Genomic DNA, 19,864 nt, shown 5'->3' with positions numbered 1-19,864 from the left:
TGGAGGTGCCCGTGCTCGTGAACAGAGCCGCGATGGCCGCAACCAACGCGATCAACACCCGACTGATTGCCTTCATGTTCTCCCTAGCTGTTATGGACGGTGACGTGCGCACCGAGTTGTTGTTGGGTGCCTGGCCCTACCGCTCCACCACACACCTTGCAAGTGCAACTTGTGGGGAAAATTAGAGACCCCACAGATTGCTCTTACGCCTAGCTCATCGTTGACACGAGAAACATATAGGTGGACCTATGGAGCGGCAACGCGGGCGGTGCGGCGGCCGAACCGGGGCTGCATGCGGATCAGTATTTGCTGGGTATCCGCGGTCGACCCCGCCCATCGCCGCCCCGTGCACGCGCCCGGCGTGCGTCCCAAGATCCGTGCACTCGCAGCTACCAGGAGCGGTGCGCCGGGTGGGAGATTCCTTCACCAGGCATATTCCGCCGAATCGTACTAATCCGGCCTTCAATCATGGTGAGGCGGAATGTTGTCGCGCAGCCAGCGGTCGTGCTGGGCCTCGTCCTCGCCCGCCCGGTCGTCGCGTTCGTCGGACGACGTCTCGGGCAGCGTCTCGCCGAAGATCTTGTTAACTGAATCCCGGGAGGGCTTCGCATGCTCGGTCACGGGAATCCTTGTCTGTGGTCAAGATCACAAATGGTATGGGATTTCTGTTCACCTGCCCGTAACGCTGCAGACAGTCGCCGTAACGTAGCGAACCAAAAAGACGCCGGACGACGCTGAAGGGGCGTCGTCGCGGCGTCTTGGCAGGACGAAGAGACGTCAGATTTCCAGGCTGGATAGCTGTCCGATGATTTGCACGGCCAGCGGGCTCAGGGTGGCCATGCCGTCACGCACCGCGGCCCGCGAGCCGGCGATGTTGACCACCAGGGTGCTGCCCGAGATACCGGCCAGCCCGCGGGACACCCCGGCGTCGACGATGCCGGCGGACAGTCCCGATGCGCGCAGCGCCTCGGAGATACCGAGCAACTCGCGGTCGAGGATGTCCCGGGTGGCTTCCGGAGTCACGTCACGCGGCGTGACACCCGTGCCGCCGACCGACACGACGAGGTCCACGCCGCCGATCACGGCGGTGTTCAACGCGTTGCGGATCTCCACCTCGTCGGCGGAGACCACGACGACACCGTCGACGACGAAACCCGCCTCACCGAGAAGCTCGGTGACCAACGGACCGCTGTGATCCTCTTCGTCGCCATGGGCGGTGCGGTCATCGACGACGACGACGAGCGCGCGGCCCACCAACTCCCCTGGCTGTTCCATGACCTCAACCGTATATGTGGGCACGGACAGCGGCGCAGCCACTCGCAGTGTTCCCGGTCGGGTGCCGGTGGTCACTGCTGCATCTTCCCGAGCGTCACCTGCACGCTCTGCGGCTTACCCGACGGGTCGAGGTACGTCAGCGTCACCTTCTCGCCCGGTGCCTTCGACCGCACGGCCGCCACCAGCGCGTCGGCGCTGTTGATCACCCGGTCGTCGACCTTGGTCACCACCACGCCGCTGGGCAAACCCGCGGCGGCCGCGGCGCCTCCGTCGTTGACCTCGACGATCTTCGCGCCGTCGGTGGCGGCGTCGTTGCTGACCTGCACCCCCAGCGAAGCATGCGAGGCGCTGCCGTTCTGGATCAACTCATCGGCGATGCGCTTGGCCTGGTCCACCGGGATCGCGAAGCCCAGGCCGATCGAACCGCTCTGCGCCTGCGCCGAGTCACCGCCCATGGTGGCGATCGCCGAGTTGACGCCGACGAGCTCACCGTTCATGTTCACCAGTGCGCCGCCCGAGTTGCCGGGATTGATCGCGGCGTCGGTCTGGATGGCGTCGAGAACCGTGTTCTGGTTGCGCGTGTCGCCGCCTGCGGCGACCGGCCGGTTCAGCGCGCTGATGATGCCGGTGGTGACCGTCCCCTCCAGGCCGAGCGGCGACCCGATGGCGACCACGTCCTGACCGACGCGCAGATCGCTCGACGACCCCAGCGTGATCGGCGTGAGGCCCGAGACGTTCTCCGCGCGGACCACCGCGATGTCGCTGCTGGGATCGGTGCCGACAACGGTGAACGACGCGCTGCGGCCGTCGGAGAAGATCACCTTGGTCTGCGCGCCGCCTGGTGCACCGGGCCGGTCGGCGGCCGCGGCCACGACGTGGTTGTTGGTCAGGATCAGACCATCGGAGGTGAGGATGATCCCCGAACCCTCCTCGGAGGCCCGCCCGAGGTTCGTCTCGAGCTTCACCACGCTCGGCACCACCTTGGCGGCCACCTGTTCGACCGAGCCGGCAGGCAGGGCCGCGGCGGGCACGCTCGGCGCCGCACCCGTGATCGAACTGCCGAAGGAGGGCCGGTCTTGCTGGACCATCGTCGCCACACCGCCGCCGATACCGGCGGACACCACCGCCACGGCGAGCGCACCGGCCGTCAATGCCCCTGCGCGTGAACGCTTTTGGACAGGACGCGGCTGCGGCACCACCGCGGTCGGCTGGGCGGCGCCGCGGTAGGGGTCGTACGGTGCCCGGAACTGCTGCTGCGGTTGGGCCGCGTACCGCCAGTCATACGGCTGTTGCTGCGGATACGCGTCCGGCCGCTGGGCATGCGGGTACCCCGTGTCAGGGCCGACCTGTCGATGATCCGGCTGCTGTTGCGGCGGCGGCGAATACCTCGGGTGGTTCGTCATGTCGCGTCGATGCTCTTCCTCGTATGTGATCCAACAGTTCGTTCAACGAAGGACTTGCTCCCACAGTGCCCAGCGGGACTGAGAATCCACTTAGAGTTCCCTGGAAGCCTGCCGGGACCGGCCGTTGGCCGACTTCCCGTTCGGCGAGGCCTCGTGGATCCCCTGCGGCATCGGGCCGGTTCCGTCGCCGCCGTCCACCGACAACGGACGGCCCGGCAGCATCACGTAGAACGACGTGCCCGGCGGGTTGCCACCGGGCACGGTGTCCGCGACCCGCAGGGCGCCACCGTGTTTGAGCACGACCTGTTTGACGATCGCCAGCCCGAGTCCCGAGCCGGGCATCGCGCGTGCGGCGGTCGACCGGTAGAAGCGCTCGAACACCAGCCGCCGCTCGGCCTCCGGGATGCCCGGGCCCTGGTCGGAGACGACGAGTTCGGCGTGCACCGGATCCGTCTGTGTCAGGCGCACTCCCACACGACCGCCGGGCGGGCTCCACTTCGCCGCGTTGTCGAGCAGATTGAGCACGGCGCGCGCCAGACCCGCCGCGTCGCCGTAGACCTGCCAGCCGACGATGTCGACGTCGAACTCGATGTCGTTGCGCCGCCGCCGAACTCGCTCCAGGCTGCGATCCACCACGTCGGCCATGTCGACGGTCTCGTAGACCACCCCGCCCGCGTCGTCGCGGGTGAGGTCGACGAGATCGCCGACCAGGGTGGACAGTTCCTCGATCTGCGCGATCACGTCGGAGCGCAGACCGGCCATCTCCTCCTCGGGCAGCCGAGGGGCGCCCGGCGCCTGCGAGGCCATCAGGAGTTCGACATTGGTGCGCAGGGACGTCAGCGGTGTGCGCAGTTCGTGGCCGGCGTCGGACACCAGCCGCGCCTGCCGTTCCCGCGACTCCGTCAACGCGCGCAGCATCATGTTGAAGGCCTCGGTGAGACGGGCGAGTTCGTCGCTGCCGAACACCGGGATGGGTCGCAGGTCGTCGGTGCGGGCCACCCGTTCGGCAGCCTGGGTCAACCGGCCGACCGGCCGCAGCCCCGCTCTGGCGACCATCCCGCCCGCGATGGCCGCGACCGCGACCCCGACCCCGCCGACGATCAGCAGCACCGTGCCGAGGCGGCCGAGCACCTGGCCCGTGGGCGCGAGGCTCTTGGAGATGAGCAGTGAACTGCCGTTGGTGAGGTGGACCGCCAGGATGCGCTGATGATTCGCGGTGCGCAGCGACAGCAGCAGCTCACCGGAGATGACGTCCTTCTCCGCCTCACCGAGCGGCAACGTCTGCCCTTGCTGGTTGGCGGTGTAGATGGACCGGCCGGGGTTGACCAGCATCGCGTTGACGTCGGAGTAGGCGGTGCCCTCGATCGCCTTACCGGGGTCGGCCGCCAGCGACCCGCTCTCGATCAGCAGCCGGGCGCGGCTGTGCAGTTGGTTGTCGATGTCGTCGTAGAGGGCACGGGAGACGACGGCGTAGACCGCGACGGACATCAGCACGACCACCATCGCCACCATCGACATCGCCAGCAGCATCACCCGCCACCGCAACGACAACGAACTGGTGTTGCGCGGCGGTTTGAGCCGCGTAGGCGGAGGGACGGGAGGATGCGGCAGGGTCATCAGGGCGGCGTCTCGCGGAGCACGTACCCGACACCGCGCACGGTGTGGATGAGTCGCGGCTCCCCGGACGCTTCGGTCTTACGGCGTAGATAGCCGATGTACACCTCGAGTGCGTTCCCGGAGGTCGGGAAGTCGAAGCCCCACACTTCCTCGAGGATGCGGCTGCGGGTGAGCACGCGGCGCGGGTTGGCGATGAGCATCTCGAGCAACGCGAACTCGGTGCGGGTGAGGCTGATCTGCCGGGAACCCCGGGTCACCTCCCGGGTGACGGGGTCGAGGGTGAGATCCAGGAACGTCAGCGCGGGCGAGTCCGGGCCCTCGTCGGGCGAGGTGCGCCGCAGCAGGGCCCGCATCCGCGCGAGCAGTTCCTCCAGCGCGAACGGTTTGGGCAGGTAGTCGTCGGCGCCGGCATCCAGTCCGGCGACGCGCTCGGACACCGAGTCGCGGGCGGTCAGCACCAGGATCGGCAGGTCGTCGCCGGTGCTGCGGAGCTGCCGGCACACCTCCAGGCCGTCGAGCCGGGGCATCATGACGTCGAGCACGACGGCGTCGGGCCGGTCGTTGGCGATCAGGTCGAGAGCTTCGACGCCGTCCTGGGCCAACTCGACCGAGTAGCCGTTGAAGGACAGGGACCGGCGCAGGGACTCTCGCACCGCACGATCGTCGTCGACGACAAGAATGCGCACAGGCACAGTTTCACCTCAACGCCTGAGAGAGCGCTGAGAGGCGCGCCGCTACGGCCCCGAGTTCGTGTCAGCGACGATCGAGGTCGATGAGGCCGAGGCGGGCGGCCTTGAGCAGGCGACGCGGCACCTTGTGCTGCTGACCGGCGACGGTCACACCGACGAGTTCGGCGGGCTTGGCCTTCCACTGCGCGCGACGGCTACGAGTGTTCGAACGCGACATTCTGCGCTTGGGCACAGCCATGATCGAGCTTCTCCTCTGACAGGTATTGGGTGCCACGCGGAACCCGGTTGAGGGCGGGGCGCCGGCAAGTGCTCTTCAGGATAGCCGGTGAGCTGCGCCGCCTCCAAAACCCCGGGCGCCGGGGACGGCCCCGGGGACACCAATCGCGGCCAAAACCTTGACCTGGGACCGGCAGTACCGGCTAACCTACCGGTTGGTTGGCAGGTCGATGACGATGGGAGCCGGCATGGGAGTGCGGATTGGCTGATCCGGTGCGCATCGGCAACTGCTCGGGCTTCTACGGGGACCGGCTGGCCGCGATGCGCGAGATGCTCACCGGCGGCGAGCTCGACTTCCTCACCGGCGACTATCTCGCCGAACTGACCATGCTCATCCTGGCGCGCGACCGGGCGAAAAACCCCGACCGCGGCTACGCCAAGACGTTCCTGGCGCAGCTCGAGGACTGCCTCGGCGTTGCCGTCGAGCGCGGGGTGCGCATCGTCGCCAACGCGGGCGGCCTCAACCCGGCCGGGCTGGCCGCCGCGGTGCGCGGGCTGGCCGACCGCCTCGGCCTGTCCGTCAACGTCGCCCACGTCGAGGGCGACGACCTGATCGGCCGCGCCGGCGAGCTCGGGTTCGGCACGCCGCTGGCGGCCAACGCCTACCTCGGGGCCTGGGGCATCGTCGACTGCCTCAACGCCGGCGCCGACGTGGTGGTGACGGGCCGCGTCACGGACGCCTCGGTGACGATAGGGCCCGCCGCCGCGCACTTCGGCTGGACACCCACCGACCACGACGCGCTCGCCGGAGCCGTCGCCGCGGGTCACGTCATCGAATGCGGGGTGCAGGCCACCGGCGGCAACTACTCCTTCTTCACCGAACTCGCCGATCTCGCCCACCCCGGTTTCCCGATCGCCGAGATCCACGCCGACGGCTCGTCGGTGATCACCAAACACCCGGGCACCGGCGGCGCCGTCACCGCCGAGACCGTCACCGCACAACTTCTCTACGAGATCTCCGGGGCGCGATACGCCAACCCCGACGTCACGCTGCGCGTCGACTCGCTGCGGGTGGACGACGACGGGCCCGACCGGGTCCGCATCAGCGGGGTGCGCGGCGAACCACCACCTTCGACCCTGAAGGTGTCGCTCAACACCATCGGCGGGTTCCGCAACGCGATGACGTTCGTGCTCACCGGGCTCGACATCGATGCGAAGGCCGGGCTCGTCCGGACCCAGCTCGAGGCGGGGCTCACGACGCGGCCTGCCGAACTCGAATGGACACTCGCGCGCACCGACCACCCCGACGCCGACACCGAGGAGACGGCCAGCGCCCTGCTGCGCTGCGTGGTCCGCGACCCGGACCCGGCCGTGGTGGGACGCCAGTTCTCGGCTGCCGCAGTCGAACTCGCGCTCGCCAGCTATCCCGGCTTCCACGTCACCGCCCCGCCCGGCGACGGGCAGGTCTACGGCGTGTTCACCGCGGGCCGGGTCGACGCCGCCGAGGTCCCCCACATCGCCGTGCACGCCGACGGCACCCGCACCGACATCCCCGCCGCCACGGACACCCTGGAGTTGGCGCCGGTCGACGAGCCCGCACTGCCCGAACCGCTGCCGGCCGGGCCGACGCGGCGCACCCCGCTGGGACTGATCGCCGGCGCGCGCAGCGGGGACAAAGGCGGCAGCGCCAACATCGGGGTGTGGGTGCGCACCGACGAGCAGTGGCGCTGGCTCGCCCACACCCTGACCATCGACCTGCTGCGCACACTGCTCCCCGAGACCGCCGACCTGCCGGTGACCCGCCATCTGCTGCCCAACCTGCGGGCGATGAACTTCGTCGTCGACGGCATCCTCGGACAGGGCGTGGCGTACCAGGCGCGGTTCGACCCGCAGGCCAAGGGACTCGGCGAATGGCTGCGCAGCCGTCATCTCGACATTCCCGAGGAGGTGCTGCCCCGGTGAGCATCTGGCACACGCCCGAGCGCGACGCGTTGCGGAAGACGGTGCGCGCGTTCGCCGAACGCGAGGTGCTGCCGCACGTCGACGAATGGGAGCGCGCCGGCGAGTTGCCCCGCGACCTGCACCGCAAAGCCGGTGCGGCGGGCCTGCTGGGGGCCGGCATGCCCGAATCGGTCGGCGGCGGTGGCGGCGACGGCGCGGACGCGGTGATCATCTGCGAGGAGATGCACCACGCCGGCGCCCCCGGCGGGGTGTTCGCCTCGCTGTTCACTTCCGGCATCGCGACACCGCACATGGCGGCATCCGGCGACGAGCGGCTGATCGACGCCTACGTCCGGCCGACGCTGCGGGGCGAGTTGATCGGCGCGCTCGCGATCACCGAACCGGGCGGCGGTTCCGACGTCGGGCACCTCACCACGCGGGCCGAACGCGACGGCGACTCGTACGTCGTCAACGGGGCCAAGACCTACATCACGTCGGGGGTGCGCGCGGACTACGTCGTCACCGCGGTGCGCACCGGCGGCCCGGGCGCCGGCGGGGTCTCGCTGCTCGTGGTGGACAAGGGCACACCCGGATTCCAGGTCACCCGCAAGCTGGACAAGATGGGCTGGCGGTCGTCGGACACCGCCGAACTGTCCTACACCGACGTCCGCGTCCCGGCCGCAAACCTCGTCGGCGCGGAGAACACCGGTTTCCTGCAGATCGCGGGCGCATTCGTCTCCGAGCGGGTGGGCCTTGCGGCGCAGGCGTATTCGAGTGCGCAGCGCTGCCTCGACCTCAGTGTGCAGTGGTGTCGCGACCGCGAGACGTTCGGGCGGCCGCTGATCTCGCGGCAGTCCGTGCAGAACACGCTGGCCGAGATGGCGCGGCGCATCGACGTCGCCCGGGTGTACACCCACCACGTCGTCGAGCGGCAGCTGGCCGGAGCCGCTGCGGCGGCGACATCGGAACCCGGCGAGGCGAACCTCATCGCCGAGGTCTGCTTCGCCAAGAACACCGCCGTGGAAGCCGGCGAGTGGGTGGCCAACCAGGCCGTGCAACTGTTCGGCGGCATGGGTTACATGGCCGAGAGCGAGGTCGAGCGGCAGTACCGCGACATGCGGATCCTCGGCATCGGCGGCGGCACCACCGAAATCCTGACCGCACTGGCCGCGAAGACGCTTGGATACCAGTCATGAACCCCGCGAACGTGCACCCACTGCGAAAGATCGCGGCAGATCTCGCAACAGCCGCACGCTCGGCGACGCAGGAGGCGCAATGGCGCTGAAGTCCACGCTCGATCCCTCGTCGCCGGGCTTCGTCGAAGCCGCCGACGCCATGGCCGCCAAACTCGCCGAACTCGAGTCCGAACACGCCAAGGCGCTGGCAGGCGGCGGCACCAAGTACGTCGAACGCCACCACGCCCGAGGCAAACTCACTGCCCGCGAACGCATCGAGCTGATCCTCGACCCGGATTCCCCCTTCCTGGAACTGAGCCCGTTGGCCGCGTGGGGCAGCGAGTTCACCGTGGGCGCCAGCGTGGTCACCGGCATCGGCGCGGTCAGCGGCGTCGAATGCCTGGTGGTCGCCAACGACCCGACCGTCAAGGGCGGCACCAGCAATCCGTGGACATTGCGGAAGATCCTGCGTGCCAACCAGATCGCGCTGCAGAACCGGCTCCCGGTGATCTCACTGGTCGAGTCGGGCGGGGCCGACCTGCCGACGCAGAAGGAGGTCTTCATCCCCGGGGGGCAGATGTTCCGCGACCTCACCCGGCTCTCGGCGGCGGGAATCCCGACCGTCGCCCTGGTCTTCGGCAACTCCACCGCCGGCGGCGCGTACGTGCCCGGTATGTCCGATCACGTGGTGATGATCAAGGAGCGCTCCAAGGTGTTCCTGGCCGGACCGCCGCTGGTGAAGATGGCCACCGGCGAGGAGTCCGACGACGAATCACTGGGCGGCGCCGAGATGCATTCCCGCACATCCGGTCTCGGTGACTACTTCGCGGTCGACGAACTCGACGCGCTGCGGATCGGCCGGCGCATCGTCGCGCGGCTGAACTGGCACAAGCAGGGTCCGGCACCGGCCCCGGTGACCGAGCCCCTGTTCGACAGCGAGGAACTGCTCGGCATCGTCCCACCCGACCTGCGGATCCCGTTCGATCCGCGCGACGTCATCGCCCGCATCGTCGACGGCTCGGAGTTCGACGAGTTCAAGGCGCTGTACGGCTCGTCGCTGGTGACGGGGTGGGCGCGGCTGCACGGCTACCCGATCGGCATCCTGGCCAATGCCCGCGGTGTGCTGTTCAGCGAGGAGTCGCAGAAGGCCACCCAGTTCATCCAGTTGGCGAACCGCTCGAATACGCCACTTCTCTTCCTGCACAACACGACCGGATACATGGTCGGCAAGCAGTACGAGGAAGGCGGGATGATCAAGCACGGCTCGATGATGATCAACGCCGTGTCCAATTCGACCGTGCCGCACCTGTCGCTGCTGATCGGCGCCTCCTACGGCGCCGGCCACTACGGCATGTGTGGACGCGCCTACGACCCCCGGTTCCTGTTCGCCTGGCCGAGCGCCAAGGCGGCGGTGATGGGCGGGACGCAGTTGGCCGGCGTGATCTCGATCGTCGGCCGCGCGGCCGCGGAGGCGCGGGGCCAGGTCGTCGACGAGGACGCCGACGCTGCACTGCGGGCGGCGATCGAGGCGCAGATCGAGGCCGAGTCGCTGCCGATGTTCCTGTCGGGTCGCCTCTACGACGACGGGGTCATCGATCCCCGTGACACCCGCACCGTGCTGGGAATGTGCCTGTCCGCCATCGCCAACGGTCCGATCGAGGGGACGTCGAACTTCGGCGTCTTCCGGATGTGAGCGCCACAGTGGCCCGCGAACGTGAGCTCGTGCGCGAGATCTCCGACATCGCTCGCACACAAGCTCACGTTCGGCAGGCGGAAAGGCAGTCATGATCACCCGAGTGCTCGTCGCCAATCGCGGGGAGATCGCCCGCCGCGTGTTCGCCACCTGCCGCCGCCTCGGTGTCGGCACCGTCGCCGTGTACACCGATCCCGACGCCGGCGCGCCGCACGTCGCCGAGGCGGACGCGCGGGTGCGGCTGGAGGGCAACACCGGTTATCTCGACAGCGCCCAGCTGATCGCGGCCGCGCGCGCCGCCGGGGCGGACGCCGTCCATCCGGGTTACGGATTCCTCTCGGAGAACGCCGAATTCGCCGCTGCCGTGCAGGACGCCGGGTTGACGTGGATCGGCCCGCCGGTCGCCGCGGTCGCGGCGATGGGGAGCAAGATCGAGGCCAAGAAGATGATGGCCGCGGCCGGGGTGCCGGTACTCGACGAACTCGACCCCGCAAGCGTGACGGCCGATCAGCTGCCGGTGCTGGTGAAGGCGTCCGCGGGCGGCGGGGGCCGTGGCATGCGAGTGGTGCGCGACCTCGACACCCTCGCCGGTGAGGTCGAGGCCGCGCAGCGCGAGGCGCAGTCGGCGTTCGGTGACCCCACGGTGTTCTGCGAGCGCTACCTCGCCGCGGGCCATCACGTCGAGGTCCAGGTGATGGCCGACGGGCACGGCGCCGTGTGGGCGGTCGGCGAGCGGGAGTGCTCGATCCAGCGCAGGCATCAGAAGATCGTCGAGGAGGCACCGTCGCCGCTCGTCGAACGCACCCCGGGGATGCGGGCCAAGCTGTTCGACGCGGCCCGCCTCGCCGCCGAGGTGATCGGCTACACCGGCGCAGGCACTGTCGAGTTCATGGCCGACGCCGACGGCGACTTCTACTTCCTCGAGATGAACACCCGGCTGCAGGTCGAGCACCCCGTCACCGAGGCCACCACCGGACTCGATCTCGTCGAACTGCAGCTCCTGGTCGCCGACGGTCACCGGCTCGACCCCGAACCGCCTGTCGCACAAGGTCATTCGATCGAGGTGCGCCTGTATGCCGAAGACCCGTCGCGCAACTGGCAGCCTCAGGCCGGCACCGTGCACCGATTCGACGTGCCGGGCGCCGCGGTGCGGTTCGAACCGCAGCGGCGCGCCGGCGTGCGGGTGGACTCCGGCGTCGTCGACGGCTCGGTGGTGTCGATCTTCTACGATCCGATGCTCGCCAAGGTGATCTCCTACGCGCCGACCCGCAGGCAGGCCGCGGCGATCCTGGCCGACTCGCTGCTGCGCACCCGCTTGCACGGGGTCCGCACCAACCGCGACCTGCTCGTCAACGTGCTGCGACATCCGGCTTTCCTCGACGGGGCGACCGACACGGCGTTCTTCGACACCCACGGCCTCGCCGAACTCGCCGCGCCCACCGCCGACGGCCGGGCCGCCCGACTGGCCGTGCTGGCCGCGGCGCTGTCCGATGCGGCCCGGAACCGGGGTGAGGCAACGGTGTTCGCCGCCGTCCCGAGCGGCTGGCGCAACCTGTCCTCCGGTCATCAGACCAAGCGGTACCGCGACACCGCGGGCGAGGAGCACGAGGTGCGCTACCGGTTCACCCGCAGCGGTGTGGAGTTCGCCGGCCACGACGACGTGCACCTGGTGTCGGCGACCCCGCAGCGGGTGGTGCTGGCCGCAGGCGGCGTCGAATTCCCGTTCGACGTCGCCCGCCACGGTGACGCGGTGTTCGTCGACTCGGCGCTGGGCGCCGCGGAGTTCGCCGCGTTGCCGCGCTTCCCCGACCCCGAGTCCGCCGTCGCGCACGGCTCGCTGATCGCGCCGATGCCCGGCGCGGTGGTGCGGGTCGGTGCGGCCGTCGGGGACACCGTCACCGCGGGCCAACCACTCGTGTGGCTCGAGGCCATGAAGATGGAGCACACGCTGACCGCCCCCGGCGACGGTGCGCTCGCCGAACTGACCGTCACACCAGGCCAGCAGGTCGAGGTCGGTGCCGTCCTCGCCCGCGTGCAGACCGAAGGAGAAACCCCATGACCGGCTTCGTCGAGACCGACGAGCAGCAGGCCCTGCGCCAGGCGGTGGCCGCGATGGCCGCCAACTACGGCCAGGACTACTACCTCGAGAAAGCCCGCGCGGGCGAGCACACCGATGAACTGTGGGCCGAGGCGGGCAAGCTCGGCTTCATCGGGGTGAATCTGCCCGAGGAGTACGGCGGGGGCGGCGCAGGCATGTACGAGCTGTCGCTGGTGATGGAGGAGATGTCAGCGGCCGGATCGGCGCTGCTGATGATGGTGGTCTCCCCCGCCATCAACGGCACGATCATCAGCAAGTTCGGCACCGACGAGCAGAAGCGGCGCTGGCTGCCCGGCATCGCCGACGGCTCGATCACGATGGCGTTCGCGATCACCGAACCCGACGCCGGGTCGAACTCGCACAGGATCACCACCACCGCGCGCCGCGACGGCGGCGACTGGATCCTCAACGGCCAGAAGGTCTACATCTCCGGCGTCGACCAGGCGCAGGCGGTGCTGGTCGTGGGACGCGCCTTCACTGAAGGAGCCCACAAGTCCGAATCTCTTCGACCCGCGCTGTTCGTCGTGCCGACCGATACCCCGGGCCTGAACTGGACCAAGATCGAGATGGAACTGATCAGCCCCGAGAACCAGTTCCAGCTGTTCCTCGACGACGTCCGCCTGCCCGCCGACGCGCTGGTCGGGTCGGAGGACGCGGCGATCGCGCAGTTGTTCGCGGGCCTGAACCCCGAGCGCATCATGGGCGCGGCGAGCGCGGTGGGCATGGGCCGCTTCGCGATCAACCGCGCGGTCGACTACGTCAAGACCCGGCAGGTGTGGAAGACGCCGATCGGCGCTCACCAGGGTCTGTCGCACCCGCTCGCGCAGAACCACATCGAGATCGAACTGGCCAAACTGATGATGCAGAAGGCCGCGGCGCTCTACGACGGCGGCGACGACGCCGGCGCCGCGGAGGCCGCCAACATGGCGAAGTACGCGGCGGGCGAAGCGTCGGTGCGCGCCGTCGACCAGGCCGTGCAGTCGATGGGCGGCAACGGGCTGACCAAGGAGTACGGCGTGGCGGCGGCGGTGACCGCATCACGGCTCGCCCGCATCGCCCCGGTCAGCCGCGAGATGATCCTCAACTTCGTCGCGCAGACGTCGCTCGGCCTGCCCCGCTCGTACTGATGGCGGCCCGCTGATGTCCGATCTGGTGCGTTACGCCGTCGACGGCGGCGTGGCCCGGCTGACGCTGGACTCGCCGCAGAACCGCAACGCCCTGTCGACGGTCCTGGTCGAGCAGTTGCACGACGGGCTGCGCCGGGCCGCCGCCGACGCCGGCGTGCGGACCGTCGTGCTCGGCCACACCGGCGGCACGTTCTGCGCGGGCGCCGATCTGCGCGAAGCCGCCGGACGGGAACCGGGTGACGTCGCGGTCGACCGGGCCCGGGAACTGACGGGGACACTGCGGGCGATCCTCGAGTCGCCGGTACCGGTGATCGCCGCGATCGACGGGCACGTGCGGGCCGGCGGTCTCGGCCTCGTCGGCGCCTGCGACATCGTGGTGGCCGGACCGGCCAGCACGTTCGCGCTCACCGAGGCCCGCATCGGCGTCGCGCCGTCGATCATCTCGATGACCCTGCTGCCGAAGATGACGCCGCGGTCCGCGGGCCGGTACTTCGTGACCGGCGAGACGTTCGGCGCGCAGGAGGCCGAGCGCATCGGGCTGGCGACCGTGGCGACCGACGACGTCGAGTCCACGGTCACGGAGTTGGCCGCACAGATCGGCCGGGGATCACCCCAGGGCCTGGCGGCGTCCAAGGCGCTGACGACGGCCGCGCTGCTGCGGGCGTTCGACCGTGACGCGGCGGCGTTGGTCGAGCAGTCCGCCGCGCTGTTCGTCTCCGAGGAGGCCCGCGAAGGGATGCTGGCCTTCCTCGAGAAGCGCCCGCCGCGATGGCGGATCTGACGCGGCGCGGCGCGTGGACGGCGATCGCGGCGAACAATGTGGTTGAAATCGCAGCGATCCGGAAGCGTCGAGGCGCGTTACACATCGGGCCTCGAATGACGCCGATAAGCCCAGCGTACGAGGATGGCTTTGCGGCGGGACCACCGCGAGGCGGCAGCAACTTCGACGGCCTAGATGGTTCGCCGTCACGAGTGAGGGCACAGTTTAGCCAACACTGTTGCATGTGCCAGCGTTCGTCGTAGGCTCGTCTCTGATGAGCACACCTGCAACGCCGCGGAACGGGTCGAAGCGCGCTGCCGACACCGATCGAATTCAGGTCGCGCAGTTGCTCACTGATGCCGCGGCGCAGGGACGCCTCCAGATGTCCGAGTACGAGAGCCGCCTGACCAAGGCGTACGCCGCCCAGACCTACGACGAGCTCGCGTCGTTGAGCGCGGACCTGCCGGGTGCGATGACCACACCGCGCGGTACCGGCCCGTGCCGTCCTGCGCCGTCGACAGTGTTGCTGGCGATCATGAGCGGGTTCGAACGACGCGGCCGGTGGAACGTCCCGTGTCGGCTCACCACCCTGGCGTTCTTCGGCGGCGGTGTCGTCGACCTGCGCTATGCGGACTTCACCGCCCCCGAGGTGGACATCCGGGCGTACTCGGTGTTCGGGGGGCAGACGATCCTGGTGCCGCCGGAGGTCAACGTCGACCTGCGCGGCGTCGCGGTCATGGGCTCGTTCGACCACAGCGTCTCCGGCGACGGCACCCCAGGGGCGCCGTGCGTGCGGATCGGTGGATTCGCGCTGTGGGGCAGCGTCGCGGTCAAGCGCAAGAAGCGCAAGCAGGCCGCCGCCGGCTAATCCGTCTCGTCGCCGTTGGCCGCGTCGTCGGTCTTCGCCGCGGTCGACGCGCCGCCGGTCACCTTCTTGACCACGTCGTTCAACCGGTCGGTGAATCGCTGGCCGAGCTTCTTCGCGGGCGTCTCGGATCCCGAGGAGGAACCGTCGTCGTTGCCCTCGTCGTCCTCGGGCAGGACTTCCTCGGCGTCCTTGTCGGTGAGTTCAGTCGTCGAACGCTCCGTCGTCGGCTGCTCGACGAGCGTCGACAGCACCGGCAGGTTGGCCGCTTCGTCGACGGGTTTGGTCACGAAGTTCGTCGGCTGGGAGAAGTCCTCCCGCGCCGTCTCCGCACCGTCGCTCAGGCCCTCGTCGATCGAATCCGGAACGCCGCCCAGGTTCAGCAGCGATGAACCGGGTTGCATCGGTCGGACCACGGTGGGGTCGACCGGAATCGCCGGGTTGTCCTCCATACCCAGGCCGTCGGCGTAGCCGGCGTTGACCAGTTCGGTCAGGGTGGGCTCCAGCGCATCGGCCACGATGTCGCCACCGGGCAGCAGGCGCAGCGGACGCACCAGGGGCAGACCGTCGGATTCGAAGGTCACGTAGGTGGTGGTGCCGTCCACCGGCGTCTGGCTCACGATCTCGCCGTCGGAATTCAGGACGTAGTGGTAGTGGGGGCCGTCCGGAGTCTTCGCTTCCGTCATGATCGCGTCCGGAACTTCCGCGGTCTGCTGCGCTCCGTAGCCGTAGAGGTAGGCGACCAGGCTGTTGCCGAGGGCGAACGGGTTGAGCGGATCGACCGGGGCGCTCGAGTTGATGTTGTACTCGTACGCGACATCCAGCACGGGAACACCCGTGTCGGTCGGCGTGGGTGCGGCCGAGGTCAGCAGCAGCGGCGCGAACGGCGAGTACGTGGTCCAGAAGCCACCGCCCGCGCGGTTGGTGTTGTTGTCGAGGATGACCAGGTCGATGTTGTCCCGGTCCTCTTCAGAGAGCATCCCCAGCGCGGTGCCCGTCTGGCCGGCGCCCCAGCCCGACGACAGCACGACGGTGCCTCGCGGGTCGTCGTCGGCGGCCCTGATCGCGTCCGCGATGCCCTGCGGCCCGAGGAAGAACGGGACGATCTGCTGTTCGCCGTAGCCGTCGTCGGCGTAGTCATTGCCGTAGTACGTGGTGCCCGCGAAGATCTGCGACGTCGAGTTGGCGGGCGTGATCAGCGCGATCAGATCGACCGACGGCGCGACAGCCGTCGTCGCCCCGGTCATCAACGCCGACGACAGGCCGGTGGCGCCGACCGCGGCGGCGGCGAGACCACCGGGGGCCATGAGCCGCCCGACCGATGACCGACGTCCGGATGTGCGCACAGTGCGATGCTTCGCCATCGAATCCCCTCAAGAAGCTGCGATCCGTCCCGTGGGCCTCCCACTTCCTCACCGGACGGCGTGAATTGAGCAAACGGTAGCGCAGCTGAGGCGATGATCAACAGAGGTGAACGCGAACCGAAAATGCGATGTGCGCGTAGTCAAATAAATTGCCGTCCGCGCGACGGACCCGAGAACCGCTACTCCGTCGCGTCGTCGGTGTCCGCGGCCGGCTCGGACGATTCGGCAGACTCGTCCACCGCGCCGGTGTCCCGCGTGCTCGTCTTCTTCGGCGCCGGCTTCGTCCACTGCTTGATCGTGTTCCGGATGACGGTGCCGACAGGGTTCGACCGCCGGGGCCGCGGTGCGGTGGAGTGCGCGGCGTCGGTGTCCGCATCGACCTCTTCCACTGCGGCGGACAGGTCGTCGGCCGTCGTCTCCGGCGTGACGGTCGTCGTGACGGTCCGCCTGCGGTTGTTGTCCGGATCGGCGAGGTTGCGCAGGAACGTCGCGGTCTCCCGCGGTGTGGGCAGCAGCGCGGCCGGCCGGTAGACGTCCGGATCGGCCAGCGGATCGTTGCCCGGGTAGCCGAAGTTGACGAGGTCGGTCAGCGGATCCTCGATCGCGTCGGCGAACCGGTTGCCTGCCTCCCCGCCGTAGGTGCGCAACGGCTGGAGCAACGGCAGCCCGTCGCGGCGGTAGCTGATGTAGGTGGTCTGGCCGACCTGTTTGACGACGACGGTCTCACCGGACTCGAGCACCACCGTGGTGTCCTCACCACCCTCGATCGACGCCCGGCAGATGCTGTCGCACTCCGCGTCGGTGAGGTCGAGATCGCCGTCCGCGGTGACCGGCAGGTCGACGTCGTTCTGGTTCAGCCGGTTGTCGAAGTAGGTCGCCAATGAGTTCGCCATCGCGAACGGGTTGAGCACATAGGCCGGGGTGTTGCCGTTGATGTCGTACTCGTAGCCGATGTCGATCACCGGCGCGCCCGGCGATGTGGGTGTCGGCAGCGGGTTCACGCCGATGACCGCGAACACCGGGTAACGGGTGCCGAAGCCGCCGTTGGGCCGTGCCACGCTGTTGTCGAGGACGTAGACGGCGTTGGTGGCGACGCCGTCGACGCCGCCGGTCGCGTCGAGATAGGTGAGCAGCAGGCTCACGTTGGCCGCCCCCCAGCCGGAGGACATGACGACGTTGTGCTCGTCGGGGCGCGCGCGGAGCGCGTCGTACACGCCGAACGGTCCGGTGAAGAAGTTGACCGTGATCCGGTCACGTCCCTCGGCGAACGTGCCGCCGTAGAAGTCCTCGATACCGGCGCCGGTCGGGTTGGTCGAACTGCCCTCGGTGATCAGGGCCGACAGCTCGTACATCGACGAGGCGACGGTCTCCGGGCTCACGACCGCGACGCCGCCCGCGGTGGCGACGCTGGCGACGATCACACCGCTGAGCGCAGCGGGTAGCGCCGCCCGACGAAGGCGTCCCGGCGGGGTGCGCTCGGCGCTCCGTCGACACGGTTGGGCGCGGTGGTTCGCCATCGATTCCCCTCAGGCCTGTGACAGTCCGCCACGGGCCTTCCCCACCCGACCGGACGCTGCGAAGTCAGCAAACAATAGCGCACAACGTCCGGAAGTGCGTAGGAGTCACCGCCTCCGGCGTGAGGTGAGGTAGTCGCCGACCACGGCGGCACCGAGTCCGTCGAGGTCGGGCTCCACCACCCGGCCCTGGACCCGGCGGGCCACCTGGTCGATGAAGCGGGCCAGGCCGGGGTCGCTGCCCAACCGGAAAATCGTGACCTGGGCGCCGAGGCGGGCGACTTCGTCGAAACCGCGCACGGTGTGGGCGATGGTCCGGGGGTGCGGCGGGTAGTCGAAGAACACCTGGGCGCCGTTGCCGCCCGCTCCGAAGTCCTCGAGGTGGGCGGTCGGCTCCCCGTCGGTCACCACCAGCACCACCGGCTGGGCGTTCGGATGCCGGCGCAGGTGCCGGGTGGCCAGGGCCAGCGCGTGGTGCAGGTTGGTGCCCTGTTCGTAGACGCCCTCCAGACCGGTCAACTCGGCGGCGCTGACAGTCCGCGCGTACCGTCCGAACGCGACGATCTGCAGCGCGTCGGAGCGGAACCGGGTGCTCACCAGGTGGTTGAGCGCCAGCGCGGTCCGCTTCATCGGCAGCCACCGGTTCTCCATCACCATCGAGAACGAGGTGTCCACCAGCAGCGCCACCGCGGCCTGCGTCCTGGTCTCGGTCTCGGAGATCTCGACGTCCTCGACGGTGATGCTCAACGGAATCTCGCGCTCACCCGTACCGGCCTGGCGCAGTACGGCATTCGTCAGCGTGCGGGTGACGTTCCACGGCTCGGTGTCCCCGAACTGCCAGGCACGCGTCGCTCCCGTCAACTCGCCCGCGGCCCCGGCCCGCCGGGTGTCGCGCTCCCCGTGCCTGCCGGAGAGCTGTTGGGCCACGTCGCGCAGTGCGGCCTGGCCGAGCTGGCGCATCGCCTTCGGCGAGAGCCGCCACTTGCCGTCGGATCCGCGGTCGAGGAACCCCTGGTTCATCAGGGCGCGTTCGAGTTCGGCCAGCGTCCGCGCGTCGACGGCGGCCTGGTCGCCGAGCTGGCGTGCCAGCGCGTCGAGGTCGACATCGTCCATCGAGGCGCCCGCGTAGCTCTGCGACAGCTGCTCGGCGAGCTGTTCGAGCTCACCGATGTCGGCCAGCGCCTGCGCCCCCTCCCCCATCCCCAGCGGGTTGTCGCCGGAGAACTCCGACGACCCCGTCCAGTCCTCGCCCGGACGGGCGGCCTGCAGGTGCGAGTCGAGCCGGTTGAGCGCGTTCATCAGCGACGGCGACCCGAATGCCTGCTGCGCCAGCGCGTCCAGTTCGGCGCGCTGGTCGGGTGAGAGGCTGTTGCGGAAGCGCTGTGCGGCCGCGGCGCGTTTGGCCAGCGAGTCGAGCAGTTCCTCGACGTTGCGCGGGTTCTCCGGGAAGAACTCCCCGTGCTTGGCCATGAAGTCCTGAAAGTCTTCGGGGGAGTCCTGGCCCTTGGCGTGTTTGTCCAGCAGATCGTTGAGGTCGTCGAGCATGTCGTTGACGCGCTGGCGGTCCTCGTCGGTGGCGTTCTCCAACGCCTCCTTCATGCCCGCGAAGCGCTGGTCGAGCATCTCGCGGCCGAGCAGATCCTTGATCTGGTCGTACTTCTCGCGCGCTTCGGGGCTGCGCCACTGGTAGTCGGACAGCTCCTGGACGGCCTTGGCGGGCGACGGGGACAGCGACTCGATCTGCATCTCGGAGAACCGCGCGTCGTCGTCGAGGGCGCGGGCGAGCTCCTTGCGTTCGGCGAGCACGGCCTCGTCGAGCAGCTTCTTGATCTCCTGCAGGGTGCCGTCGAGGTTGTTGCGCTGCAGCAGCTCCCGACGCCGCCGGTTGGCTTCGGCGGCCAGCCGGTCGGCGCCGCGCATGTTCTTGGTGCCGCGGCGCAGCAGCTCGGACAGGGCGCGCCGGGGTGAGCTGCCCTCCATCACGTCCTCGCCGATCTGCTCGAGCGCCTCACGCAGGTCGACCGGCGGGGCCAGCGGATCCGGCCCGCCGGTGTAGCGGGAGTACCGGGAGGAGCGCCCGTGCCGCTCAGCCATGGCCGCACTCCTCAACGCGGCTCGTCCCTCGCC

16 protein-coding genes and 1 pseudogene are annotated in these 19,864 nt (G+C 69.5%); 7 read left to right on the top strand and 10 right to left on the bottom strand.

Annotated elements, in window-relative coordinates; translation table 11 throughout:
• The 7 genes and pseudogenes from AU196_RS25715 to rpmF form a co-directional block, all read right to left on the bottom strand.
• Nucleotides 1–76: pseudogene (locus tag AU196_RS25715) on the bottom strand (MspA family porin); the annotation flags it as partial.
• Between the two features lie 386 nt (nt 77–462).
• Nucleotides 463–621 carry a hypothetical protein gene (locus AU196_RS25935; RefSeq protein ID WP_197415883.1) on the bottom strand — a complete coding sequence of 53 codons (159 nt, stop codon included), beginning with the start codon at nt 619–621 and terminating at the stop codon, nt 463–465.
• 156 nt (nt 622–777) lie between these two features.
• Nucleotides 778–1,323, bottom strand: a complete 546-nt coding sequence (locus AU196_RS24015; protein WP_172800610.1) for a MogA/MoaB family molybdenum cofactor biosynthesis protein — start codon at nt 1,321–1,323, stop codon at nt 778–780.
• 23 nt (nt 1,324–1,346) lie between these two features.
• A complete protein-coding gene (locus AU196_RS24010; RefSeq protein ID WP_059097578.1) occupies nt 1,347–2,678 on the bottom strand; it encodes a S1C family serine protease in 1,332 nt (443 codons plus the stop codon).
• A 90-nt stretch (nt 2,679–2,768) separates the two neighbouring features.
• On the bottom strand, nt 2,769–4,295 hold the full coding sequence (locus AU196_RS24005; protein WP_059097577.1) for a HAMP domain-containing sensor histidine kinase: 1,527 nt from the start codon (nt 4,293–4,295) through the stop codon (nt 2,769–2,771).
• Complete coding sequence (locus tag AU196_RS24000) at nt 4,295–4,981, bottom strand: response regulator transcription factor (protein ID WP_059097576.1); 687 nt, start codon at nt 4,979–4,981, stop codon at nt 4,295–4,297. The genes AU196_RS24005 and AU196_RS24000 overlap by 1 nt, the downstream gene beginning before the upstream one ends.
• Nucleotides 4,982–5,048: 67 nt before the next feature.
• The gene (gene rpmF, locus AU196_RS23995; RefSeq protein WP_059097575.1) at nt 5,049–5,222 is read right to left on the bottom strand and encodes a 50S ribosomal protein L32; all 174 of its coding nucleotides are present in this window, start codon (nt 5,220–5,222) and stop codon (nt 5,049–5,051) included.
• 251 nt (nt 5,223–5,473) lie between these two features.
• On the opposite strand from rpmF, the gene AU196_RS23990 reads away from it, so the two are divergent.
• From AU196_RS23990 to AU196_RS23960, 7 genes are all read left to right on the top strand, one after another.
• The gene (locus tag AU196_RS23990; protein ID WP_157546637.1) at nt 5,474–7,162 is read left to right on the top strand and encodes an acyclic terpene utilization AtuA family protein; all 1,689 of its coding nucleotides are present in this window, start codon (nt 5,474–5,476) and stop codon (nt 7,160–7,162) included.
• On the top strand, nt 7,159–8,337 hold the full coding sequence (locus AU196_RS23985) for an acyl-CoA dehydrogenase family protein (RefSeq protein ID WP_059097573.1): 1,179 nt from the start codon (nt 7,159–7,161) through the stop codon (nt 8,335–8,337). The genes AU196_RS23990 and AU196_RS23985 overlap by 4 nt, the downstream gene beginning before the upstream one ends.
• A gap of 79 nt (nt 8,338–8,416) precedes the next feature.
• The gene (locus AU196_RS23980; protein ID WP_059097572.1) at nt 8,417–10,009 is read left to right on the top strand and encodes an acyl-CoA carboxylase subunit beta; all 1,593 of its coding nucleotides are present in this window, start codon (nt 8,417–8,419) and stop codon (nt 10,007–10,009) included.
• 91 nt (nt 10,010–10,100) lie between these two features.
• Entirely contained in the window at nt 10,101–12,068 is a 1,968-nt protein-coding gene (locus AU196_RS23975; RefSeq protein ID WP_059097571.1) for an acetyl/propionyl/methylcrotonyl-CoA carboxylase subunit alpha, read from the top strand.
• Nucleotides 12,065–13,234: an acyl-CoA dehydrogenase family protein gene (locus AU196_RS23970; RefSeq protein ID WP_059097570.1), complete on the top strand. Its 1,170-nt coding sequence runs from the start codon at nt 12,065–12,067 to the stop codon at nt 13,232–13,234. The genes AU196_RS23975 and AU196_RS23970 overlap by 4 nt, the downstream gene beginning before the upstream one ends.
• Before the next feature lie 13 nt (nt 13,235–13,247).
• Complete coding sequence (locus AU196_RS23965) at nt 13,248–14,015, top strand: enoyl-CoA hydratase family protein (protein WP_059097569.1); 768 nt, start codon at nt 13,248–13,250, stop codon at nt 14,013–14,015.
• 253 nt (nt 14,016–14,268) lie between these two features.
• The gene (locus tag AU196_RS23960; protein WP_059097568.1) at nt 14,269–14,862 is read left to right on the top strand and encodes a DUF1707 SHOCT-like domain-containing protein; all 594 of its coding nucleotides are present in this window, start codon (nt 14,269–14,271) and stop codon (nt 14,860–14,862) included.
• On the opposite strand, the gene AU196_RS23955 is transcribed toward AU196_RS23960, so the two are convergent.
• The 3 genes from AU196_RS23955 to AU196_RS23945 form a co-directional block, all read right to left on the bottom strand.
• Complete coding sequence (locus AU196_RS23955; protein WP_231737696.1) at nt 14,859–16,166, bottom strand: PE-PPE domain-containing protein; 1,308 nt, start codon at nt 16,164–16,166, stop codon at nt 14,859–14,861. The genes AU196_RS23960 and AU196_RS23955 overlap by 4 nt on opposite strands.
• Nucleotides 16,167–16,402: 236 nt before the next feature.
• On the bottom strand, nt 16,403–17,740 hold the full coding sequence (locus tag AU196_RS23950) for a PE-PPE domain-containing protein (protein ID WP_059097566.1): 1,338 nt from the start codon (nt 17,738–17,740) through the stop codon (nt 16,403–16,405).
• 105 nt (nt 17,741–17,845) lie between these two features.
• A complete protein-coding gene (locus AU196_RS23945) occupies nt 17,846–19,831 on the bottom strand; it encodes a VWA domain-containing protein (protein WP_059097565.1) in 1,986 nt (661 codons plus the stop codon).
• Between the last annotated feature and the right edge of the window lie 33 nt (nt 19,832–19,864).

Origin of the sequence: Mycobacterium sp. IS-1742 (assembly GCF_001500125.1) — a bacterium.
Lineage (GTDB): Bacteria > Actinomycetota > Actinomycetes > Mycobacteriales > Mycobacteriaceae > Mycobacterium.
This window is presented reverse-complemented; position numbering and strand designations above follow the sequence as displayed.